General features: G+C 70.7%; 19 protein-coding genes. 11 read left to right on the plus strand and 8 right to left on the minus strand.

Going from position 1 to position 17,405, the window contains the following annotated elements; all coding sequences use genetic code 11:
* Positions 1 to 4 precede the first annotated feature (4 nt).
* On the minus strand, positions 5 to 778 hold the full coding sequence (locus tag BBK82_RS23200; protein WP_065916879.1) for a carbon-nitrogen hydrolase family protein: 774 nt from the start codon (positions 776 to 778) through the stop codon (positions 5 to 7).
* 25 nt (positions 779 to 803) lie between these two features.
* On the opposite strand from BBK82_RS23200, the gene BBK82_RS23205 reads away from it, so the two are divergent.
* Positions 804 to 2,306 (plus strand): ABC transporter substrate-binding protein, encoded by a 1,503-nt coding sequence (locus BBK82_RS23205; RefSeq protein WP_237048330.1) that lies wholly within the window; start codon positions 804 to 806, stop codon positions 2,304 to 2,306.
* Here BBK82_RS23205 and BBK82_RS23210 read toward each other — a convergent pair.
* Both BBK82_RS23210 and BBK82_RS23215 read right to left on the minus strand, forming a co-directional pair.
* Complete coding sequence (locus BBK82_RS23210) at positions 2,299 to 2,790, minus strand: hypothetical protein (RefSeq protein ID WP_065916881.1); 492 nt, start codon at positions 2,788 to 2,790, stop codon at positions 2,299 to 2,301. The genes BBK82_RS23205 and BBK82_RS23210 overlap by 8 nt on opposite strands.
* Before the next feature lie 10 nt (positions 2,791 to 2,800).
* Complete coding sequence (locus BBK82_RS23215; protein ID WP_065916882.1) at positions 2,801 to 3,289, minus strand: hypothetical protein; 489 nt, start codon at positions 3,287 to 3,289, stop codon at positions 2,801 to 2,803.
* A gap of 26 nt (positions 3,290 to 3,315) precedes the next feature.
* Here BBK82_RS23215 and BBK82_RS23220 point away from each other — a divergent pair, with 26 nt between their 5' ends.
* Complete coding sequence (locus BBK82_RS23220) at positions 3,316 to 4,440, plus strand: aminotransferase class V-fold PLP-dependent enzyme (RefSeq protein ID WP_065916883.1); 1,125 nt, start codon at positions 3,316 to 3,318, stop codon at positions 4,438 to 4,440.
* Here BBK82_RS23220 and BBK82_RS23225 read toward each other — a convergent pair.
* Positions 4,421 to 5,719, minus strand: a complete 1,299-nt coding sequence (locus BBK82_RS23225; RefSeq protein WP_065916884.1) for a M14 family metallopeptidase — start codon at positions 5,717 to 5,719, stop codon at positions 4,421 to 4,423. The two genes, BBK82_RS23220 and BBK82_RS23225, sit on opposite strands and share 20 nt — an antisense overlap.
* Positions 5,720 to 5,852: 133 nt before the next feature.
* Here BBK82_RS23225 and hisD point away from each other — a divergent pair, with 133 nt between their 5' ends.
* The 5 genes from hisD to BBK82_RS23245 all read left to right on the plus strand — a co-directional run bounded on the left by hisD (position 5,853) and on the right by BBK82_RS23245 (position 11,892).
* Entirely contained in the window at positions 5,853 to 7,169 is a 1,317-nt protein-coding gene (gene hisD / locus BBK82_RS23230) for a histidinol dehydrogenase (RefSeq protein WP_065916885.1), read from the plus strand.
* Positions 7,166 to 8,272 carry a histidinol-phosphate transaminase gene (locus tag BBK82_RS23235; RefSeq protein WP_065916886.1) on the plus strand — a complete coding sequence of 369 codons (1,107 nt, stop codon included), beginning with the start codon at positions 7,166 to 7,168 and terminating at the stop codon, positions 8,270 to 8,272. Before hisD ends, BBK82_RS23235 begins: the two co-directional genes overlap by 4 nt.
* The gene (gene hisB / locus BBK82_RS23240; RefSeq protein ID WP_065916887.1) at positions 8,269 to 8,868 is read left to right on the plus strand and encodes an imidazoleglycerol-phosphate dehydratase HisB; all 600 of its coding nucleotides are present in this window, start codon (positions 8,269 to 8,271) and stop codon (positions 8,866 to 8,868) included. Before BBK82_RS23235 ends, hisB begins: the two co-directional genes overlap by 4 nt.
* The gene (locus BBK82_RS51690; RefSeq protein WP_170067956.1) at positions 8,868 to 9,023 is read left to right on the plus strand and encodes a hypothetical protein; all 156 of its coding nucleotides are present in this window, start codon (positions 8,868 to 8,870) and stop codon (positions 9,021 to 9,023) included. The genes hisB and BBK82_RS51690 overlap by 1 nt, the downstream gene beginning before the upstream one ends.
* Positions 9,024 to 9,210: 187 nt before the next feature.
* Entirely contained in the window at positions 9,211 to 11,892 is a 2,682-nt protein-coding gene (locus tag BBK82_RS23245; protein WP_065916888.1) for a TIR domain-containing protein, read from the plus strand.
* Here BBK82_RS23245 and BBK82_RS23250 read toward each other — a convergent pair.
* The 4 genes from BBK82_RS23250 to soxR form a co-directional block, all read right to left on the minus strand.
* Positions 11,879 to 12,481: a class I SAM-dependent methyltransferase gene (locus BBK82_RS23250; protein WP_065916889.1), complete on the minus strand. Its 603-nt coding sequence runs from the start codon at positions 12,479 to 12,481 to the stop codon at positions 11,879 to 11,881. The two genes, BBK82_RS23245 and BBK82_RS23250, sit on opposite strands and share 14 nt — an antisense overlap.
* Complete coding sequence (locus BBK82_RS23255) at positions 12,478 to 13,002, minus strand: RNA 2'-phosphotransferase (protein ID WP_065916890.1); 525 nt, start codon at positions 13,000 to 13,002, stop codon at positions 12,478 to 12,480. The genes BBK82_RS23250 and BBK82_RS23255 overlap by 4 nt, the downstream gene beginning before the upstream one ends.
* 491 nt (positions 13,003 to 13,493) lie before the next feature.
* Positions 13,494 to 13,646, minus strand: a complete 153-nt coding sequence (locus BBK82_RS50440; protein WP_154697445.1) for a hypothetical protein — start codon at positions 13,644 to 13,646, stop codon at positions 13,494 to 13,496.
* Positions 13,633 to 14,097, minus strand: coding sequence for a redox-sensitive transcriptional activator SoxR (soxR, locus tag BBK82_RS23260; RefSeq protein ID WP_065916891.1), 465 nt, complete (start codon positions 14,095 to 14,097; stop codon positions 13,633 to 13,635). Before soxR ends, BBK82_RS50440 begins: the two co-directional genes overlap by 14 nt.
* 55 nt (positions 14,098 to 14,152) lie before the next feature.
* Here soxR and BBK82_RS23265 point away from each other — a divergent pair, with 55 nt between their 5' ends.
* From BBK82_RS23265 to BBK82_RS23280, 4 genes are all read left to right on the plus strand, one after another.
* The gene (locus BBK82_RS23265; RefSeq protein ID WP_065916892.1) at positions 14,153 to 14,815 is read left to right on the plus strand and encodes a thiamine pyrophosphate-dependent enzyme; all 663 of its coding nucleotides are present in this window, start codon (positions 14,153 to 14,155) and stop codon (positions 14,813 to 14,815) included.
* Positions 14,815 to 15,705 carry a transketolase family protein gene (locus tag BBK82_RS23270; RefSeq protein WP_071812655.1) on the plus strand — a complete coding sequence of 297 codons (891 nt, stop codon included), beginning with the start codon at positions 14,815 to 14,817 and terminating at the stop codon, positions 15,703 to 15,705. The genes BBK82_RS23265 and BBK82_RS23270 overlap by 1 nt, the downstream gene beginning before the upstream one ends.
* A 98-nt stretch (positions 15,706 to 15,803) precedes the next feature.
* Positions 15,804 to 16,571 (plus strand): hypothetical protein, encoded by a 768-nt coding sequence (locus BBK82_RS23275; protein WP_154697446.1) that lies wholly within the window; start codon positions 15,804 to 15,806, stop codon positions 16,569 to 16,571.
* An 8-nt stretch (positions 16,572 to 16,579) separates the two neighbouring features.
* Positions 16,580 to 17,395 (plus strand): hypothetical protein, encoded by an 816-nt coding sequence (locus BBK82_RS23280; RefSeq protein ID WP_154697447.1) that lies wholly within the window; start codon positions 16,580 to 16,582, stop codon positions 17,393 to 17,395.
* Positions 17,396 to 17,405 lie beyond the last annotated feature (10 nt).

The raw sequence follows: 17,405 nt of genomic DNA on the forward strand, positions 1-17,405 counted from the left end.
GCCCTCAAGGCAGCCGTCGGTTCGCCAGCACCGGCAAGACTTCCCGCGCTTTGTCCACCGCGGCGAGATCGAGGTCCACGACCGAGACTTCCGGTTGGTCGGAAAGCTGCAGAACGACGTTGCCGAACGGGTCGGCGACCGTCGAGCACCCGATCCCCGTGGGCGCCGGCGAACCCAGGTCACCGGGATACGCCTGACCGCACGCCACGACGAACGACGTGCAGTCCAACGCGCGCGCTCGCACCAGGAGCTCCCACTGCTCCTTCTTGCCCGGCCCCGCGCCCCACGACGCCCCGAGCAGCACCGCCGACGCACCCTTGTCCGCCACCGCGCGGAACAGCTCGGGGAAGCGGACGTCGTAACAGGTCGCCACGCCCAAGGTCACCCCGTCGAGCTCGAACGTCACCACGTCCGACCCCGGCGCGACCGTGCGCGACTCCTGGAAGCCGAAGGCGTCGAACAGGTGGATCTTGTCGTAGCCCAGGTGCACGTCCGGCCCGGTCACCAGCATGGTGTTCGTCACGCGGTCACCGGACGGCGTGAACATGCCCGCCACCACCACGACGTCGTGAGAAACCGCGATCTCGCGCACCGCCGAGGCCCACGGTCCGTCCAGCGGCTCGGCGACCGGCCCGAGCGGCACGCCGAACCGGCACATCGTCGCCTCGGGCAGCAGCACGACCCGCGCGCCGTCGGCCCGGCGCACCGCGTCGCGGACGAGCTCCAGGTTGGACCTGGGGTCGGTGGTGGAGCTGATCTGACTCACGGCGATGCGCATGAGCATCACTGTAGGGTCGCTGACTGTGTCGCGTTACCCACTGATCCTCGTCGCCTTGCTGGCTCTCGCGGGCTGCACCGAGACCGCCGCGCCCAGCCCGGACGGTGGGGCGAACGGCACGTCGATCGTGCTCGCCGACCGCGACGAGCCGACCACGCTGAACCCGCTGCTCGGCTACGGCGAGCAGGGCGTGTCGAAGATCTACGACGGCCTCGTCGAGCACCGCCAGGACGGCTCGCTCTCCCCGCAGCTGGCCGCCGACCTGCCGCAGCCGGCGCCGGACGGGCTGAGCTGGACGGTGAAGCTGCGCGGTGACGTGAAGTTCACCGACGGCAGCACGTTCGGGGCCGAGGACGTCGTCGCCACCTACACCGCCGCGCTGCAGAGCCAGGTCAAGGACCGGTTCGCCACGCTCAAGGGCGTCGACCAGCTCGACCCGTCCACGGTCCGGTTCCAGCTGGGCCAGCAGCACGCCGCGTTCCCGCACCTGCTCGTGCTGGGCGTGCTGCCGAGCGAGCAGGCCAACGCGAACGGCCGGCCGGTCGGCACCGGGCCGTACAAGGTCGTCGACTGGAAGAAGGGCGACCGGCTGCTGCTGGAGGCCAACGACGGCTACTTCGGCGGCGCGCCGAAGATCAAGAAGCTGACCGTCGTGTTCGTCACCGACGACAACCAGCGCGCCCGGCGCATGCAGGACGGCGAGTTCGACGGCACGGTGCTGCCGCCCAAGCTCGCCGCGACCTTCGAGAACCGGTCGGGGCTGCAGGTCCGGTACCACCGCAGCGCCGACTACCGGGCCGTCGCGCTGCCCGCCGCGCACCCGGTGACCGGCAACGCCGCCATCCGCCTCGCGCTGAACTACGCGGTGAACCGCCAGGGCATGATCGACGGCCTGCTGGAGGGCAGGGGCACGGTGGGCTTCACGCCGGTGCCGGACGCGCTGGCCGAGGACTTCGACCCGACGGTGAAGTTCCGCTACGACAAGACCGAGGCCGCCCGCCAGCTCGACGCCGCCGGCTGGGCGCTCGGGCCGGACAACATCCGGATCCGCGAGGGCGTGGCCGCCCGCTTCACCCTGATGTACCCGCTGGGCGACGACCTGCGCGCCGACCTCGCCACCGCGTTCGCCGCCGACGCCAAGGCCGTGGGCGTGGACGTGCAGCTCGCGGGCCTGTCGTGGGAGGCGATCCGGCCGCGCGTCGGCCAGGACGCGCTGCTGTCCGGCGAGGGCTCGCCGTTCGACCCCGACCTGATGCTGTACGGCCTGCGCGGCCAGGGCAGCCCCGCCGCCGACACCGCGCTGGAGAACGGCCGCAGGCTGATCGACCCGGCCCAGCGCGCGGTCGCCTACAAGCTCTTCCAGCAGGCGTACGCCGCCGCGCCCTCGATGACCGTGCTGGTGTTCCCGGAACACGCCTACGTGCTGCGCGACTCGTGGAACGGCTACCTGCCGGTCGTCGACCCGAACTCCTACGGCGCCCTGTCCTGGGGCCCGTGGTGGAACCTCGACAAGTGGGAGCCTAAGTAGTCCGGGCGTTGATCTCGCGGACGGCCAGCTCCGGGTCGTCCGCCCAGAACTCCACCCGCTTCACCCGCTGTGCCCCGGTCTTGCCGAGGTCGACCAGCTGCGGCTCGCGGAACGGCACCGACACGTTCGTCTTCGTCAGCGACTGGATGACCACGGCGTCCCCGGCCACCTCGACCGTGCGCCGCCCCTTGTGGCTGCGCTCGGCGACCTGCGCCACAGCCAGGTCCGCGGTCGGCAGGCGCCAGTCGAAGAACCCCAGCTGCCGCAGCCGCAGCTCCTCGTCGCTCACCGAGTGCGGCTGCTTGTAGAGCACGTAGAGAGCACCCACGCACACCACGATGTTCAGCCCGCCGACCAGCAGCAGCACGACCTGCAGCCACCACACGTCCAGGGCGAACGCGACCAGCGCGATCCCGACCGCCGTGATGATCAGGAACCGCCAGTACCGCGGCCGCATGCGCTTGCCGCAGGGGATCTCCACCATGGCGCAGAGCCTATTTCCGCAGCGCACGCACGACGGCCTCGGGGTTGTCCGCCCAGAACTCGATCCTGGTCACCTCGTGCGTGCCGCGCCGGCCGAGGTCGACCTCCTGGGGCTCGCTCAGCAGCACCAGCACGTTGGTGGAGCCGGAGATCTCCAGCACCAGCGTGCCGTCCACAACGGACCGCGTCCTGCCCAGCATCCGGCTCGTGAGGCCCTGCGACACCTTCTCGACCGCCGCCAACGGGATGCGGTAATCGAACTCGCGCGCGTACCGCAGCCACAGGTGCTCGTCGTCGACCGCGTGCTTGAACTCGGTCAGCATCCACAGCTGCCAGCCGAGCAGCAGCCCGCTCAGCACGCCCAGCACCAGCAACGTGATCCGCAGCCACGTCCACGGCACGAGCAGGTCCATCAGCAGAACCTCTCCCGGGGTGATCACCAGGAACACCCACAGGAACGGTCTCACCTGCGCCGAGTAGCCGAACGTCCGGTCCCCCACACCCTCGATGGTGGCAGAGTGGGGCCGTGAGCGACCTGATCTTCCTCGACAGCGCCGGTTCCTCCATCCCGCCACCCGAGGTCGTCGACGAGGTGGTCGGCCACCTCCGGCGTGAGACCGAGATCGGCGGCTACCGGGCCGCCGCCGAACGCCGCGACGACCTCGAAGCCGGGTACGGCGTCATGGCCGAGCTGTTCGGCGTGCGGCCCACCGAGATCGCGTTCACCGACAGCGCCACCCGCTCGTGGCTGACCGCGTTCGACGCCGTCCCGCTCGCGAAGGGCGACCGGGTGCTGGTCACCGAGGTCGAGTACGGCGGCAACGCGGTGCCGATGCTGCGCCGCGCGGAGGAGACCGGCGCGACGGTCGAGGTCATGCCCTCGGACCGGCACGGCCAGCTCGACGTCGCGGCGCTGGAGTTCGACGAACGGGTCAAGCTCGTCTCGCTCGTGCACGTGCCCACCAACGGCGGCTTGGTCAACCCCGTCAACGAGGTCACCGCACGCGCCCACGAGGCCGGCGCGCTGGTGCTGCTCGACGCCTGCCAGTCCACCGGTCAGCTGGACCTGCGCGGGCTCGACTACGACATGCTCGTGTGCACCGGCCGCAAGTGGCTGCGCGGGCCGCGCGGCACGGGTGCGCTGGTGGTGAGGGACGACGTCCGGCGCAGGTTGCGGCCCCGGCTGTTCGACCACAGCGGTGCCGAGTGGACGGCTCCCGACCGCTACCGGCCGCGCGACGACGCGCGGTGGTTCGAGCTGTGGGAGTACGGCGTCGCCGACCGGCTCGGTCTGGTCGCCGCCGCGAAGTACGCGCTGGCGAAGGGCCTGGACGTGATCGAAGCCGAGGTCACGGCACGTGCCAAGCGTTTGCGTGACGGTCTCGCGAGCATCCCCGGCATCACCGTCAGGGACCTCGGTGAACGGCAGTCGGGCATCGTCACGTTCACCAGCGACGACGTCCCGGCGCTCGAGCTGAAGGACCGGCTGTGGGACCGGCAGGTCGCCGTCACCGTCTCCCAGGCCGCGTCCACCCGGTTCGACATGACCCGGCGCGGCCTGGACGAAGTAGTGCGGGCCTCCCCGCACTACTTCGTCACCGAAGAGGAGATCGATCAGGCGCTGGACCGCGTCAGCACGTCTGCCCGATGACCCGCTTCACGCAGTCCGAGTAGCTCATGAACAGGTCGACGGCGCGGTCGTTGCGGGCGGTCTGCGCCGCGATGACCGTGTCGCGCGGGTAGAAGCCGTTGAGGCCGCTGCCGCTCGCCGGGTACATCTCGAACGTGTAGGCCCAGATCTTGTGCTGGCCCCACATCCAGTCGTCGCTGCTGCCGTCGGTGATGTACAGGTCGCTCGCCTGCTCCGGCGTGTAGCCGTTCGTGGCGGCCATCTGCCGGCCCAGCGTCTGGAACGCGCGTGCCTCGTCCGCGTTCAGGCCCGTGTCGGTGTCCGCGCGGGTGTAGCCGTACGGCCACAGCACGAGCTCCGAGTACGAGTGGAAGTCGATGAAGGTCTTGATCTGCTGACCGCCACCGACGACCCGGGAGTTCACGAAGTTGCGGATGACCGTGGTCTCCGGCGCCGAGAACGCCGCCGTGCCGCGGTAGGTGTCCGACGTCGGGCTGCTGCTGGAGCCGCCGCAGCAGCCCCACTTGTAGCCCCAGTTGCGGTTGAGGTCGGTGCCGTTGCCCTGGCGGTTCTTGCGCCAGCCGCGGAACGACCCGGTGGCGATGTCGTACTCGGCACCGTCCGGGTTCATCATCGGCACGATCCACAGCTCCCGGCTGTCGACCAGGTTCTTGACCGCGGGCGTGGCGTAGTTGTCGGTGTAGCGCTTGGCGATCTGCAGGCACTGCTCGACGGTCAGGTGCTCGCGGGCGTGCTGGCCGCAGACGAACAGCACCTCCGGCTCGCTCTCGTCGGTCGCGACGTTGTCGCTGACCTTGAGCGCCCAGATGTCCCGGTTCTGGTAGCTCTTGCCGATGCTGCGCAGGCTCGTCAGCGACGGGTGGTCGCGGACCGTCTGCTGCAGCTCCGCGGTCATCTCCGCGTAGTTGTGGTAGCCGGCGTAACCGGACGGGAAGTCCTGAGTGCCGACCTGACCGGGAGCCGGGTCCGCGAAGTCGACCTTGCCGAGCTTCTTCAGCTCCTGCTCGAAGTCACCGACGTACCTCACCGGCAGTCCCGTCGCCTGCAGGGCGCGGTACTGGGACTTGTCGGCGACGACCTGGACGGTGGTGAGCTTCGTCGCGCCGAGCACGTCGACGCCGATCTGGGCGACCTGCGTGCGTTCGGCCGACGTGTTCGCCTCGACCTCCAGCAGGTAGCGGCCGGAGTCGGCGGTGCTGGGCACCGCCATGCCCGCTACCAGCACGGGCAGGCACAGCGCGAGCACTGCGGCGATCTTGCCGCGGCGCTTCTTCAACATCTTTCCTCCATCATCAGCAGGGGTTTGCGACGGAGTGGTGCTCGACCGAGCGTGGCGGCCTGGTCACGGGATGAGGTAGCGCCGATAGCGGGCTGACCGTTGACAGATTTCCGCAGGAACTACCCTGTAGGGCATGCTGAACCGCATCGACCTGCGAGGTCGCACCACGACTCCCGCTCAGTTGCGCGCCATCGTGCCGCGCGCAGAGATGGACGTGGACGCGGTTCTGCATCACGTGCGTCCCGTCGTGGACGCGGTGGCCGAACGCGGCGTCGAGGCGGCTCTCGAGTACACGGAGAAGTTCGACCGTGTCCGTCCTGCCTCCGTCCGCGTGCCCGCTTCCGCCATCTCGTCTGCTCTGTCGTCGTTGGACCCCGCCGTCCGCGAGGCGCTGGAGGAGTCCGTCGCCCGTGCCCGCCGCGTGCACGCCGACCAGGTGCGCACCGAGAAGACCACCCAGGTCGTGGCCGGTGGCACGGTCACCGAGAAGTGGGTCCCGGTCGAGCGCGTCGGCCTGTACGCGCCGGGCGGCCTCGCCGTGTACCCGTCGTCGGTCGTGATGAACGTCGTGCCCGCGCAGATCGCGGGCGTCGAGTCGCTGGTGGTGTGCTCGCCGCCGCAGGCCGAGTTCGACGGTCTGCCGCACCCGACGATCCTGGCCGCTGCCGCGCTGCTCGGCGTCGAGGAGGTCTGGGCCGTCGGTGGCGCGCAGGCCGTGGCGTTGCTGGCACACGGCGGCGTGGACACCGACGGCACCGAGCTCGCGCCGGTCGACATGGTGACCGGGCCGGGCAACATCTACGTGGCCGCCGCCAAGCGCCTGTTGCGCGGGCTGGTCGGCATCGACGCCGAGGCCGGCCCGACCGAGATCGCGATCCTCGCGGACTCCACGGCCGACCCGGTGCACGTCGCCGCCGACCTGATCTCGCAGGCCGAGCACGACACGCTGGCCGCGTCCGTGCTGGTCACGGACTCCGTCGAGCTGGCGGACGCCGTCGACGTCGAGCTGAAGCGCCAGGCCGGTGCGACCAAGCACGACGAGCGGGTGCGCACGGCGTTGACCGGCAAGCAGTCCGGCACGGTCCTGGTGTCCTCCGTGGACGAAGGGGTCCGGGTCGTCAACGCCTACGCCGCCGAGCACCTGGAGATCCAGACGCGCGACGCGCGTGCCGTGGCCGAGCGGATCCGGTCGGCCGGCGCGATCTTCGTCGGTCCGTACGCGCCGGTGTCGCTGGGCGACTACTGCGCGGGCTCGAACCACGTGCTGCCCACGGGCGGCTGCGCGCGGCACTCGTCCGGGTTGTCCGTGCAGACGTTCCTGCGCGGCATCCACGTGATCGACTACTCCGAGGACGCCCTGCGCGAGGTCGGCGGCAAGGTCGTCGCGCTGGCCAACGCGGAGGACCTGCCCGCGCACGGGCAGGCCGTGACAGCGAGGTTCCCCCGATGAAGCCCGTCGTCGGCGCACGGGTGGAGCTCTCCGACCTGCCCCTGCGCGAGGACCTGCGCGGCCGCACGCCCTACGGCGCGCCGCAGCTCGACGTGCCGTACCGGCTGAACACCAACGAGAACCCGTACGCGCCGACGGACGCGCTCGCGGCGGACGTGGTGGCGGCGGTCGCGGAGATCGCCGGTGAGCTGCACCGGTACCCCGACCGCGACGCGGTGGCGTTGCGCGAGGACCTGGCCGCCTACCTGGCCTCGGCGACCTCGGTCCCGCTCACCGCGGAGAACGTCTGGGCCGCCAACGGGTCGAACGAGATCCTCCAGCAGATCCTGCAGGCCTTCGGCGGGCCCGGCCGGGTCGCGCTGGGCTTCGAACCGTCGTACTCGATGCACCCGATCATCGCGGCCGGCACGCGCACCGAGTGGGCGCCGACGCCGCGCCGGCCCGACTTCTCGCTCGACGTGGAGAAGGCCGCCGCGGTGATCGCCGAGACGCGTCCCGACGTCGTCTTCGTGACGTCGCCGAACAACCCGACCGGGCAGTCGATCCCGCTCGACGACCTGCGCCTGCTGATCGCGTCCACCTCGGGCGTGATCGTCGTGGACGAGGCGTACGCGGAGTTCTCGCCGCAGCGCAGCGCGATCGAGCTGCTCGACGAGTACGGCTCGCGGCTGGTCGTCTCGCGCACGATGTCGAAGGCCTTCGCGTTCGCCGGCGGGCGGCTCGGCTACCTCGCCGCCGCACCGGCCGTGGTCGACGCGCTGCAGCTGGTGCGCCTGCCGTACCACCTGTCGCAGCTGACCCAGGCGGCCGCGCGGGCCTCGTTGCGGCACGCCGCCGAGACGCTGGGTTCGGTGGCGCTGCTGGCCGCCGAGCGCGACCGCGTGGTGGCGGCGCTGGCGGACATGGGCTTCCAGGTCGTGCCCTCGGACGCGAACTTCGTGCTGTTCGGCTGGTTCGAGGACGCACGGGCGGTGTGGAAGTCCTATTTGGACCACGGCGTGCTGATCAGGGACGTCGGAATCGCGGGTCACCTGCGGGTGACCATCGGAACGCCCGCGGAGAACGACGCGTTCCTCGCGGCCAGCAAGGAGGTCAGCCGGTGAGTCGCGTTGGCAAGGTGGAGCGCACGACCAGGGAGTCGTCGGTCTACGTGGAGATCGACCTGGACGGCACCGGTCAGGTGGAGATCAGCACCGGCGTGCCGTTCTACGACCACATGCTCACCGCGTTCGGGGTGCACGGCTGCTTCGACCTGATCGTGCGCGCCACGGGTGACACGCACATCGACGCACACCACTCGGTCGAGGACATCGCGATCGTGCTCGGCCAGGCGCTGCGGGAAGCGTTGGGGGACAAGAAGGGCATCCGCCGCTTCGGCGACTGCTGGATCCCGATGGACGAGACCCTCGCGCACGCGGCGGTCGACGTCTCCGGCCGCCCGTACACCGTGCACCGCGGCGAGCCGGAGCAGTTCAACAGCTTCGTGATCGGCGGCAACTACCCGTTCGTGCTGAACCGGCACGTGTTCGAGTCGCTCGCGTTCCACGCGCAGATCGCACTGCACGTGCGCGTCGAGTACGGCCGCGACCCGCACCACATCGCCGAGGCCGAGTACAAGGCGATCGCCCGTGCCCTGCGCGCGGCCGTGGAGCCCGACCCGCGCGTCGGCGGCATCCCGTCGACCAAGGGCGTGCTCTGATGCCGAAGGAGGTCGTCGTCATCGGCCTGCTCGCGCTGGCGGGCTTCCTGGCCGGTGGCGTCTACACCACCTGGAAGACGGCGAAGGTGCTGGCGATCATCCTGCTGGTGCTGACCGTGCTCGCGGTCGGCGGCGCGGTGCTCTGGCTGATCTAGTGGCGGGACTCGTAACGTCGACGGGAAATTCACGCTCAGCAGGCCACCTCGCGGCACCGCCCCCGCGCCCCCACACGGTCCAGTACGAGGGCGCGCGGGCGGCACCACGATGCGGCCGTCTGACCGCGAATCACCACGGCAACGTTCCGAGCCGCGCCACTTGCGCCTTGCCGTCAGAATCAGGCCTGTGAGCGACGAGCCCGGATACGACGCGTTCATCTCGTACAGCCGGGCTCTGGACGGGACGCTCGCGCCTGAGCTGCACCGCGGGGTCCAGCGGTTCGCGAAGCCCTGGTACCGGCAGCGGGCGTTGCGGGTGTTCCTCGACGACGCCTCGCTGTCGGCCAACCCGGGCCTGTGGACCTCGATCGAGGCCGCGCTGGGCCGGTCCCGGTGGCTGGTGCTGCTGGCGTCACCGGAGGCGGCGGCGTCGACGTGGGTGAACCGCGAGGTCGACTGGTGGCTGGCACACCGGTCGGCGCAGCAGGTGCTGGTGGTGCTGACGTCGGGCGAGTACTCGTCGTCGGTGCCGCCGTCGCTGCGGGTGGCGCTGGGCCAGGAACCGCGCTGGGTCGACCTGCGGTGGCTGCGCTCGGCGGGCCAGGTCGACCCGTCGAACCCGCGGCTGCGCGAGGCCGTCGCCGACATCGCGAGCGCCGTGCGGGGCGTGCCCAAGGACGACCTGGTCGGCGAGCACATCCGCCAGCACCGCCGCACCGTGCGGCTGGCACGCGGCGCGGTGGCGGCCCTGGTGCTGCTCACCGTCGGCGTGCTGATAGCGGCTTTTCTCGCGGTGGGACAACGGGATTCCGCTCGCGCCCAGGCGCGGACCGCTTCCGCGCGCGGCCTGGCGTCCGCGGCGGTGGCCGCGTTGCGCACGGACCTGTCGCTGGCCCAGGCGTTGGCCGCCGAGGCCTACCGGGTCGAGGCGAACGGGCAGACGCGCGCGGCGTTGTTCCAGGCGCTGACGGCGAGTCCGCAGCTCGACCGGTACGTGTCCGTGGGCGCGTGGTCGTCGCTCGCGGCGTCCGCCGACGGCGAGGTCGTGGTGGCCGGCACCGAGGACGGGCGGGTGGTCCGGCTCGACCTGGCCGGCGGTCGGTCGGAACAGCGGCTCGGCGACCGGCCGGTGCGCTCCGTGGCGATCAGCGCCGACGGAGGCGTGGTCGCGGCGGCTTCGGCCGGTTCCGGGCTGCGCTGGGACGTTGCCGGCGGTGTGCGGACCTTCGACCTCCCGGACGGCGACCCGGACGTGCTGGCCGCGGTGTCACCGTCCGGCCGATTTTCTGCGGTGTACAGCACGACGGCGACCGCGACCGACGACTCCGGCGCCTCGGCCGGTACCCGGATCGTCCACGATGGACAGACGGACCGGGTGCTCACGCGCGCGGACACCACGTTCCCGCTGCTGTTCCTGCGCATGACCGACGACGACACGCTGCTGGAAGTCTCCTACGACAACTGGGTGCGCCGCGCGCCCGCCACGCTGGACGTCAAGTCGGCCACCCCGGCCAACGTCATGCCGGGCAACGGTGTCACCCCCGGCCTGTCGGCCGACGGCGCCCACCTCGGCTACTCCTGGGAGAACGGGACCGAGCTGTGGCACACCACGGCCACCGCTCCAGCCCACAACGCCCCGCAGCGGCGCGTCCCACCCGGCCGGGCGAGCCCGTCGTCCGTGGGCGTGAGCAACGACGGCGCCCGCACGGCCGTCGCCGACACCGGCACGATCTTCGTCTACGACATGACCGGTCCCGACCCCGGCGAACGCCTGCGGCTGGAGGGCAACAGCGCGACACCGTTCGTGGAGTTCCTGGGCGACAACGACCACCTGGTCTCCGCCGCACGCGACCAGCTCGTGCTGTGGGACCTGACCGCCAACACCCGCATCGGGTCGACGTTGCCCGTCCAGGTCCCGCTGGTGTGCACGGCCTGCCCCGCGGCGTCTGTTGCGGTGTCCAACGGCAAAACCGCGATCACGGCAGGCGCGGAGCTGACGGTGGACACGCGCGCGTTGACCGTCGACCCACCCGACGCGTTCGGACCGGCCGTGTGGCGCGGCGACCACCTGTACGTCGTGACCACACCCGACGGCATCGGCGAAACCTGGGAGGTGCGCGACGGCATGCGCCGCCTCGCCCGGTGGCAGGGCCAGGTGAGCGCCACGGACGTCCTCGCGATGGGCGTCTCCGCCGACGAACGCCGCGTCGTCACGGTGAACGAGCTGGGCGACGTCCAGGTCCTGGAGGGCGCGGACCTCGCCGCCGCGCGCACGATCCCGTTGGGCCGCAGACTGGACCAGGACGGCTGGCGCCCCTCCCCGCACCTTGCCGCCGTGAGCCCCGACGCTTCTTCTGCCGTCGTCGTCACCCCCACCTCCGTGGAACTGGTGGACGCTGTCTCAGGCGCGCGCCGCTCGTTGCCGGGCGGCGGCGCGTCGTCGGTGACGTTCACCGGTGACAGCCTGCTGGTGCAGCGCTCGGACAGCATCGAGGTCTGGGATCTCGCCGGCTCCGTGCGGCGGCACTCGTTCCGCACCGACCCGAGCTACCTGCCGGGCATCGCCGCCGGCTCGACGTTCGTGACCCAGATGCGCCGCGACCGCGTCATGGTGGTCTTCGCGGTGACCGGCGAGCAGGTGGGCGAGATCCGCCTCGCTCCGCAGGTGAGCCGCTACGGCCGGATCGGGATGGCGTTCGACGGCGACCAGCGCGTGCTGACCGCGGTGTCCGAGACCGACCTGCGTTCGTGGGACCTCTCGGCGGAGAACTGGGTGCGTGCCGCGTGCACGTCGGCCGGCCGTGACCTGACCGCGGAGGAGTGGCAGCGCTACGTCGGCTCGGCGCCCCCTGACCTCACCTGCGGCTGAGCACCCACTGGAAGGTGGCCGGACCGGGTTCGTGCATGGTGACCAGGTCGTCGACCTCGACGGTGAAGTGCTCCTCCAGCAGCTCGCGGTTGCGCTCCGGCGTGTTGCTGCCGAAGAACATGTCCACGCCGAGCCAGCGTTCCGTCGTGTCCGGCGTACCCGTGCCGAGCGAGGCCAGGAACACCCCACCGGGCCGCAGCCACCGCGCGATCCTGCCGAACAGCCCCGGCTGCTCGGCCCTGGGCAGGTGCAGGATCGAGTAGAGGGCGACCACGGCGTCGAAACTGTGCTCCTCGAAGCCGACGACGCTCATGTCCGCCTTCACGAACCTCGCGTTCGGCACGTTCTCCCCGGCCAGCTCCACCTGCTTGCGCGACAGGTCGACGCCGGTGACGTTGTGCCGTTCCGCCAGCCTCCTGGTCGACGGAACACCCGCCCCGCACCCGAGCTCGAGCACGTCGGCGTTGTTCGCGAGTTCTTGGTCGAGCACGCCCAGGTAGTGCGCGCGGGGATCGTCCCTGATTTCCGCGGACCACTCGAGGTAGGTCCGCGCGATCGCGTCGTACCCGCTCTCGACGACCTCCTTCACGCTTCCCCCAGATAACCGGCGGGCACGTGCTGGGTGAGCCACACCCCGTTCGCACTGACCCGGAACTCGTGCCCGTCCGCGTGCATCTTCTTCGCGTCCACCACGAGGACCAACGGCCGCCCCCGCCGCGCCCCGACCCGGCGAGCGGTCTCCCGGTCGGGCGACAGGTGCACGTCGTGCCGCGCCATCGGCCGGAGCCCGTCGCGCATGATGTCGTCGAGGTACTGCCTGACCGTGCCGTGGAACAGCTGGTCCGGCGGCATCTGCGGCTGCAGCGCCAGGTCGACCTCGACGCTGTGGCCCTGGTTGGCCCGGATCCGGTCCCCGTCGACGGTGAACCGCTGCTTGTCGTTGCTGCGGACGACCTCGTCGAGCTCGTCGCGGCTGATGTGCAGCGCGGCGAGGAGGTCGGCGGTACTGACCCAGCCGTGAGGGTCGAGGGTGAGGCCGACGCGTTCCGGCTGGTGCCGGAGGGCCTTCGACATCCGCTTCGACAGGCGGATCATTCTTTCTTCGTCCATGGCTTCCCATGGAAGCACAGAGGGGCGAGCGGTTTTCGGGGCTCGGTGGGTCACTCGGACGGGTGAAGCTTGTCCTGGATGCGGGGTGGGGGCGTCTTGTTGGGTGTGCGGGTCGGGTCCGGATCCCGTGGTCATCTCCGCCCCCGGATAAGGAAACGCGGGGCGGGGGCGGGTGGTCTCGGGCTCGGGTTGGTGGCGTGCGGGGTTGGGAGGAGGTGTTGTCGGGTCAGGCGGGGACTGTGAGGTGCGGGTCGGGTGGGGATTGGTGAGGGGTGAGGAGCAGGGTTGGGATGGGATTGGTGAGAGGTGAGGCGCAGAGTCGGGATGGGACCCGTGAGAGGTGAGGCGCAGGGTTGGGCCGGGGCCGGTGGAAGGGGAGATTCGGGGTTGGGCCAGGACCGGTGAGAGGTGAAGCTCGGCGTCGGGCCGGGAACCCCGTGGCGAGGCGGACCTGGGTGAGATGTGAACCCGCCGGGCCGTGAACCTCCAGCTCAGGGGCGGGTGCCTCCCAGGTCGAGCCGGTGCTCGCAGGCCAGGCGGGTGCCTCCCAGGTCGAACCGGTGCTCGCAGGTCAGGTGGGTGCCTCCCAGGTCGAGCTGGTGCCCGCAGGCCAGGCGGGTGCCTCGCAGGTCAGGCCGTCCCACCCTCCAGCGCCGGCTTCAGCCGCGGCGCCCCCGGACCCAGCTCGGCCTGCTCGTCGTCGATGTTCTGCAGCGCGCAGCTGCGCAGCGACAGGCAGCCGCAGCCGATGCAGCCGCTCAGGCGGTCGCGCAGGCGGTAGAGGGCGTCGATGCGGGCGTCGAGCTCGGTCTTCCAGGAGCGGGAGAGGCGTTCCCAGTCGGACTTGGTGGGGGTGCGGTTGTCGGGGAGCTGGGCGAGGGCGTCGCGGACGTCTTCGAGGGTGAGGCCGACTCGTTGGGCCGTGCGGATGAAGGCGAGGCGGCGCAGGACGGAGCGTTGGTAGCGGCGTTGGTTGCCGGCGGTGCGCACCGAGCCGATCAGGCCGCGGTCCTCGTAGAAGCGCAGGGCGGTGTGGGGGACGCCGCTGCGTTCGGCGACCTGGCCGATGGTCAGCAGTTCGGGCAGCTTGCTCACCTGATCATCCTATCGGCTTGACCTCCAGTGTGGTGGAGGTTGAAGAGTTGGTGGCATGCAACGGATACCAGAGTTCTTCGCGAGGATGACCGGGGACGAGAAGCACGAGTGGGCGGCGGCTTCCACGATCGACGTGCTCTGGGTCCTGTACGACCGCGTGCTGAACGTGTCGCCGGCGACCGTCGATGATCCGGACAGGGACCGGTTTCTGCTGTCCAAGGGGCATGGGCCGATGGCGTACTACGCGGTGCTCGCGGACAAGGGGTTCATCGACGAGTCCATTTTGGACGACTGGACGTCGTGGGACAGCCCGCTCGGGCAGCACCCCGACCGCGTGCTCGTCAACGGGGTGGAGATCAGCAGCGGGTCGCTCGGGCACGGGTTGCCGATCGCGGTGGGGACGGCGATCGGGCAGCGGGTCGCGGGGAGTGCGGGGCGGACGTTCGTGCTGGTGGGGGACGGGGAGTTGGACGAGGGCAGCAACCACGAGGCCATCGCGGTGGCGGCCAGGCTGGACGTCACGAACCTCACCGCGATCGTGATCGACAACCAGTCCGCGTGGTACGGCTGGCCCGGCGGGGTTCAGGAGCGGTTCGCGGTCGAGGGCTGGGCGGCGGCGACCATCGACGGGCGCGACCACGAGGCGATCTACGAGGCGTTGACCGCGCGTTACGACCGGCCGAACGTCGTGGTCGCCAGGACGGAGAAGAGCTACTGATGACGATGCGTGAGGCGTTCATCAAGACGGTCACCGAAGCGCTGCACACGGATCCGAGGGTCGCCGTTGTGACCGCGGTGATCTCGGCGGCCAACTTTCCACAAGACCACGAACGAGTAGTAGACGTCGGTATTCGCGAGCAGACGATGGTCGGCGTTGCGGCCGGCCTCGCGCTCACGGGGCTGAGGCCGGTCGTGCACAGCTACGCGCCGTTTCTCGTCGAACGGCCCTACGAGCAGATCAAGCTCGATATCGGCCATCAGGACGTGGGGGCGGTGTTCGTGAGTATCGGGGCGTCATATGACGACCCGGTTTGGGGGCGCACGCACCAGTCGCCGGGAGACGTCGCGTTGTTCGACACGCTGCCGGGGTGGGAAGTACACGTGCCGGGGCATCCGGAAGAAGTCGCTCCTCTGCTCAAGGAAGCCCTCAAAAATGACAACCGCGTCTACATGAGGCTTTCGTTGCACGAGAACGCGCAGGCGTATCCGGTGGGTGAGGGGTTCACCGCGCTGCGTTACGGAAAACGCGGGGTCGTCGTGGCAGTCGGACCGGTGCTCGACCGTGTGCTGAAGGCCGTGGAAGCGGAAAAGGCCGACGTCACGGTGTTGTACGCGTCGACGATTCGACCGTTCGACTCGGACGGTCTGCGCAAAGCGGTGGCGGACACGGACCATGCCGACGTACTGGTGGTGGAGCCGTACCTCGAGGGAACTTCAGCTCATCTGATTTCCGAAAGTTTGCAACAAATCCCGCACCGCGTTCGTTGTACAGGTGTCAAACGGCACGCAGAGCTCCGCAACTACGGCACGGCCGAGGACCATGACGCCGCTCATGACCTCGACGTGGTGGGGCTGGGGAGTGCTGTGCGGAGTTTCTTCAGGGGGTGAAGGAACATGTTCGCAGTCATGGGGGATGACTGGACCGGTGCGCCGTCCCGCACCGTTTAGAGGTGGTAGTGGTGCACGATCGGGCAAGATGCCTGATCGTGCACACCCCACGTGTGGTCACCTGGACCACTGCAGACGCGGAGTCGGCGCGCACGGTGCTCAACCGGCGCGGCGCCCGGCCCAGGTTGCTGGTGCCGGTTCCGCACGGAACATTCGTGCTCGGTCCCGCGCCGCACCCGTCCGCACACGACAACCTGCGCCTGCTCCGCATCCAGGGCAGCGCCACGGTGGGTCTGCTGTGGACGGACACCACCGCGTGGCTCGTCCACTTCGACGGCAAGCTCCGCGGCTGGCGCTTCGGGCCGGACAGGTCGTTCGAACCCGCACCGCCGCAACGGTTGCCGGACGGCCTGGGCTGGCTCGCCGACGCCGCGCGCGCCGCCGAGGGACACGGCCTCACCGCGCTCACGACCGCACTGGAAGAGGTCGGGTTCCACTCCGAAGCCGCCGCGCTGCGCCGGATCGACGCGGGCGAGGCCGACGACGCCGTGCCGCACCACGAGAAGAAGTGGTGGGAGACGTTCATCGGCGAACGCCACGGCATGGCGGAACCGCCCGGCAAGCCCTTCGCCGCCGGGAACCGGGTCGTGCACGCCGTCGCGTCCGGTACCGCCGTCCTCGCGCTGCCCCTGATCGTCTTCCTGTGGCAGCTGCCGCCGCTCTTCCACCTGGTCGCGCTGCCGTCGGTGCCGTTGGCCGTCACGTACACCGCGCTGCAGATCAGCCGCGCGCGGCGGCGTGACCCGTTCCCGGAGTTCGACGTCCTGGGCATGTCGGCCTGGGCTCGCGCGGCCGAGGGGGAATGATGTCGCGCGTGAGAATGCTGATCTGGACCCCGTTGAACGCCGCCGAGCTGCAGAAGGCCATGCACGGCGCCAACATCGGTCCCGCGGCGCTCGTCCCCGTGCACTCCGGGACGGTGCTGCTGCCCTCCCTCGACATCAAGCTCGCCGAGGCCGTGCTGATGGCGGCACGCGTGCGCAAGGTCGCCGACCGCGCAGCGCTGTTCGTGTGGAACGAGAGCGCCGCCGCCTGCTACCCGTTCACCGCGGCCACCCCGATCGGGCGCGGCTGGTTCTGGGGCGGCCACGACGAGGTGGTCGGGATGCTCGCGGCCGCGAAGCGGTCGAGCGCCGTCGGACGGGCCGCCGACCGCGCGTTCAGCGGCCTGCTGGACCAGCGCGGCAAGGAGAAGGCCCGCCTCGCCGCGGCCGAGCGGACCGCCGCGCTGACCGGGGCCGACGTCACCGAGGTGCTGCACGCGCTCGGCGACCACCGCAACGGTGTGGACGCGGTGCCGAGGTTCCTGCGGGAGTTCGGGCTGCCCGAGGTGGCACTGGTGGCCGAGCTCGCCGACGAGGGCAGGGCGGACGCGTGGATCACCCCGCTCGCCCCGCCGCGCACGCCGAGCTGGCCGAAGGCGCTGATCCCGCCGATCTGGCTGGCGCTGCTGGCCGGGTTGCTGGCCTTCGGACTGCCGTGGTGGGTGTTCGCGCTGGCCTTCGGCGGCAGCGTCGTGGTGATTTACGCCGCGCTGGCCTCCGCGGCCAACCAGCTGGTCAGGCGCAAGCCCGTCAACACCGCGCTCCCGGTCGTCCCGGTGACGCAGGGAGCCGCGCCGACCGACTAACCTGGACGTC

This window comes from Lentzea guizhouensis, from assembly GCF_001701025.1.
Lineage (GTDB): Bacteria > Actinomycetota > Actinomycetes > Mycobacteriales > Pseudonocardiaceae > Lentzea > Lentzea guizhouensis.

Coding starts and splice junctions, on each gene's coding strand:
- BBK82_RS23200 (WP_065916879.1), bottom strand. CDS start 778: ATGCGCATCGCCGTGAGTCAGATCAGCTCCACCACCGACCCCAGGTCC.
- BBK82_RS23210 (WP_065916881.1), bottom strand. CDS start 2,790: ATGGTGGAGATCCCCTGCGGCAAGCGCATGCGGCCGCGGTACTGGCGG.
- BBK82_RS23225 (WP_065916884.1), bottom strand. CDS start 5,719: ATGTTGAAGAAGCGCCGCGGCAAGATCGCCGCAGTGCTCGCGCTGTGC.
- hisD (WP_065916885.1), top strand. CDS start 5,853: ATGCTGAACCGCATCGACCTGCGAGGTCGCACCACGACTCCCGCTCAG.
- BBK82_RS23235 (WP_065916886.1), top strand. CDS start 7,166: ATGAAGCCCGTCGTCGGCGCACGGGTGGAGCTCTCCGACCTGCCCCTG.
- BBK82_RS51690 (WP_170067956.1), top strand. CDS start 8,868: ATGCCGAAGGAGGTCGTCGTCATCGGCCTGCTCGCGCTGGCGGGCTTC.
- BBK82_RS23255 (WP_065916890.1), bottom strand. CDS start 13,002: ATGGACGAAGAAAGAATGATCCGCCTGTCGAAGCGGATGTCGAAGGCC.
- BBK82_RS23265 (WP_065916892.1), top strand. CDS start 14,153: ATGCAACGGATACCAGAGTTCTTCGCGAGGATGACCGGGGACGAGAAG.
- BBK82_RS23270 (WP_071812655.1), top strand. CDS start 14,815: ATGACGATGCGTGAGGCGTTCATCAAGACGGTCACCGAAGCGCTGCAC.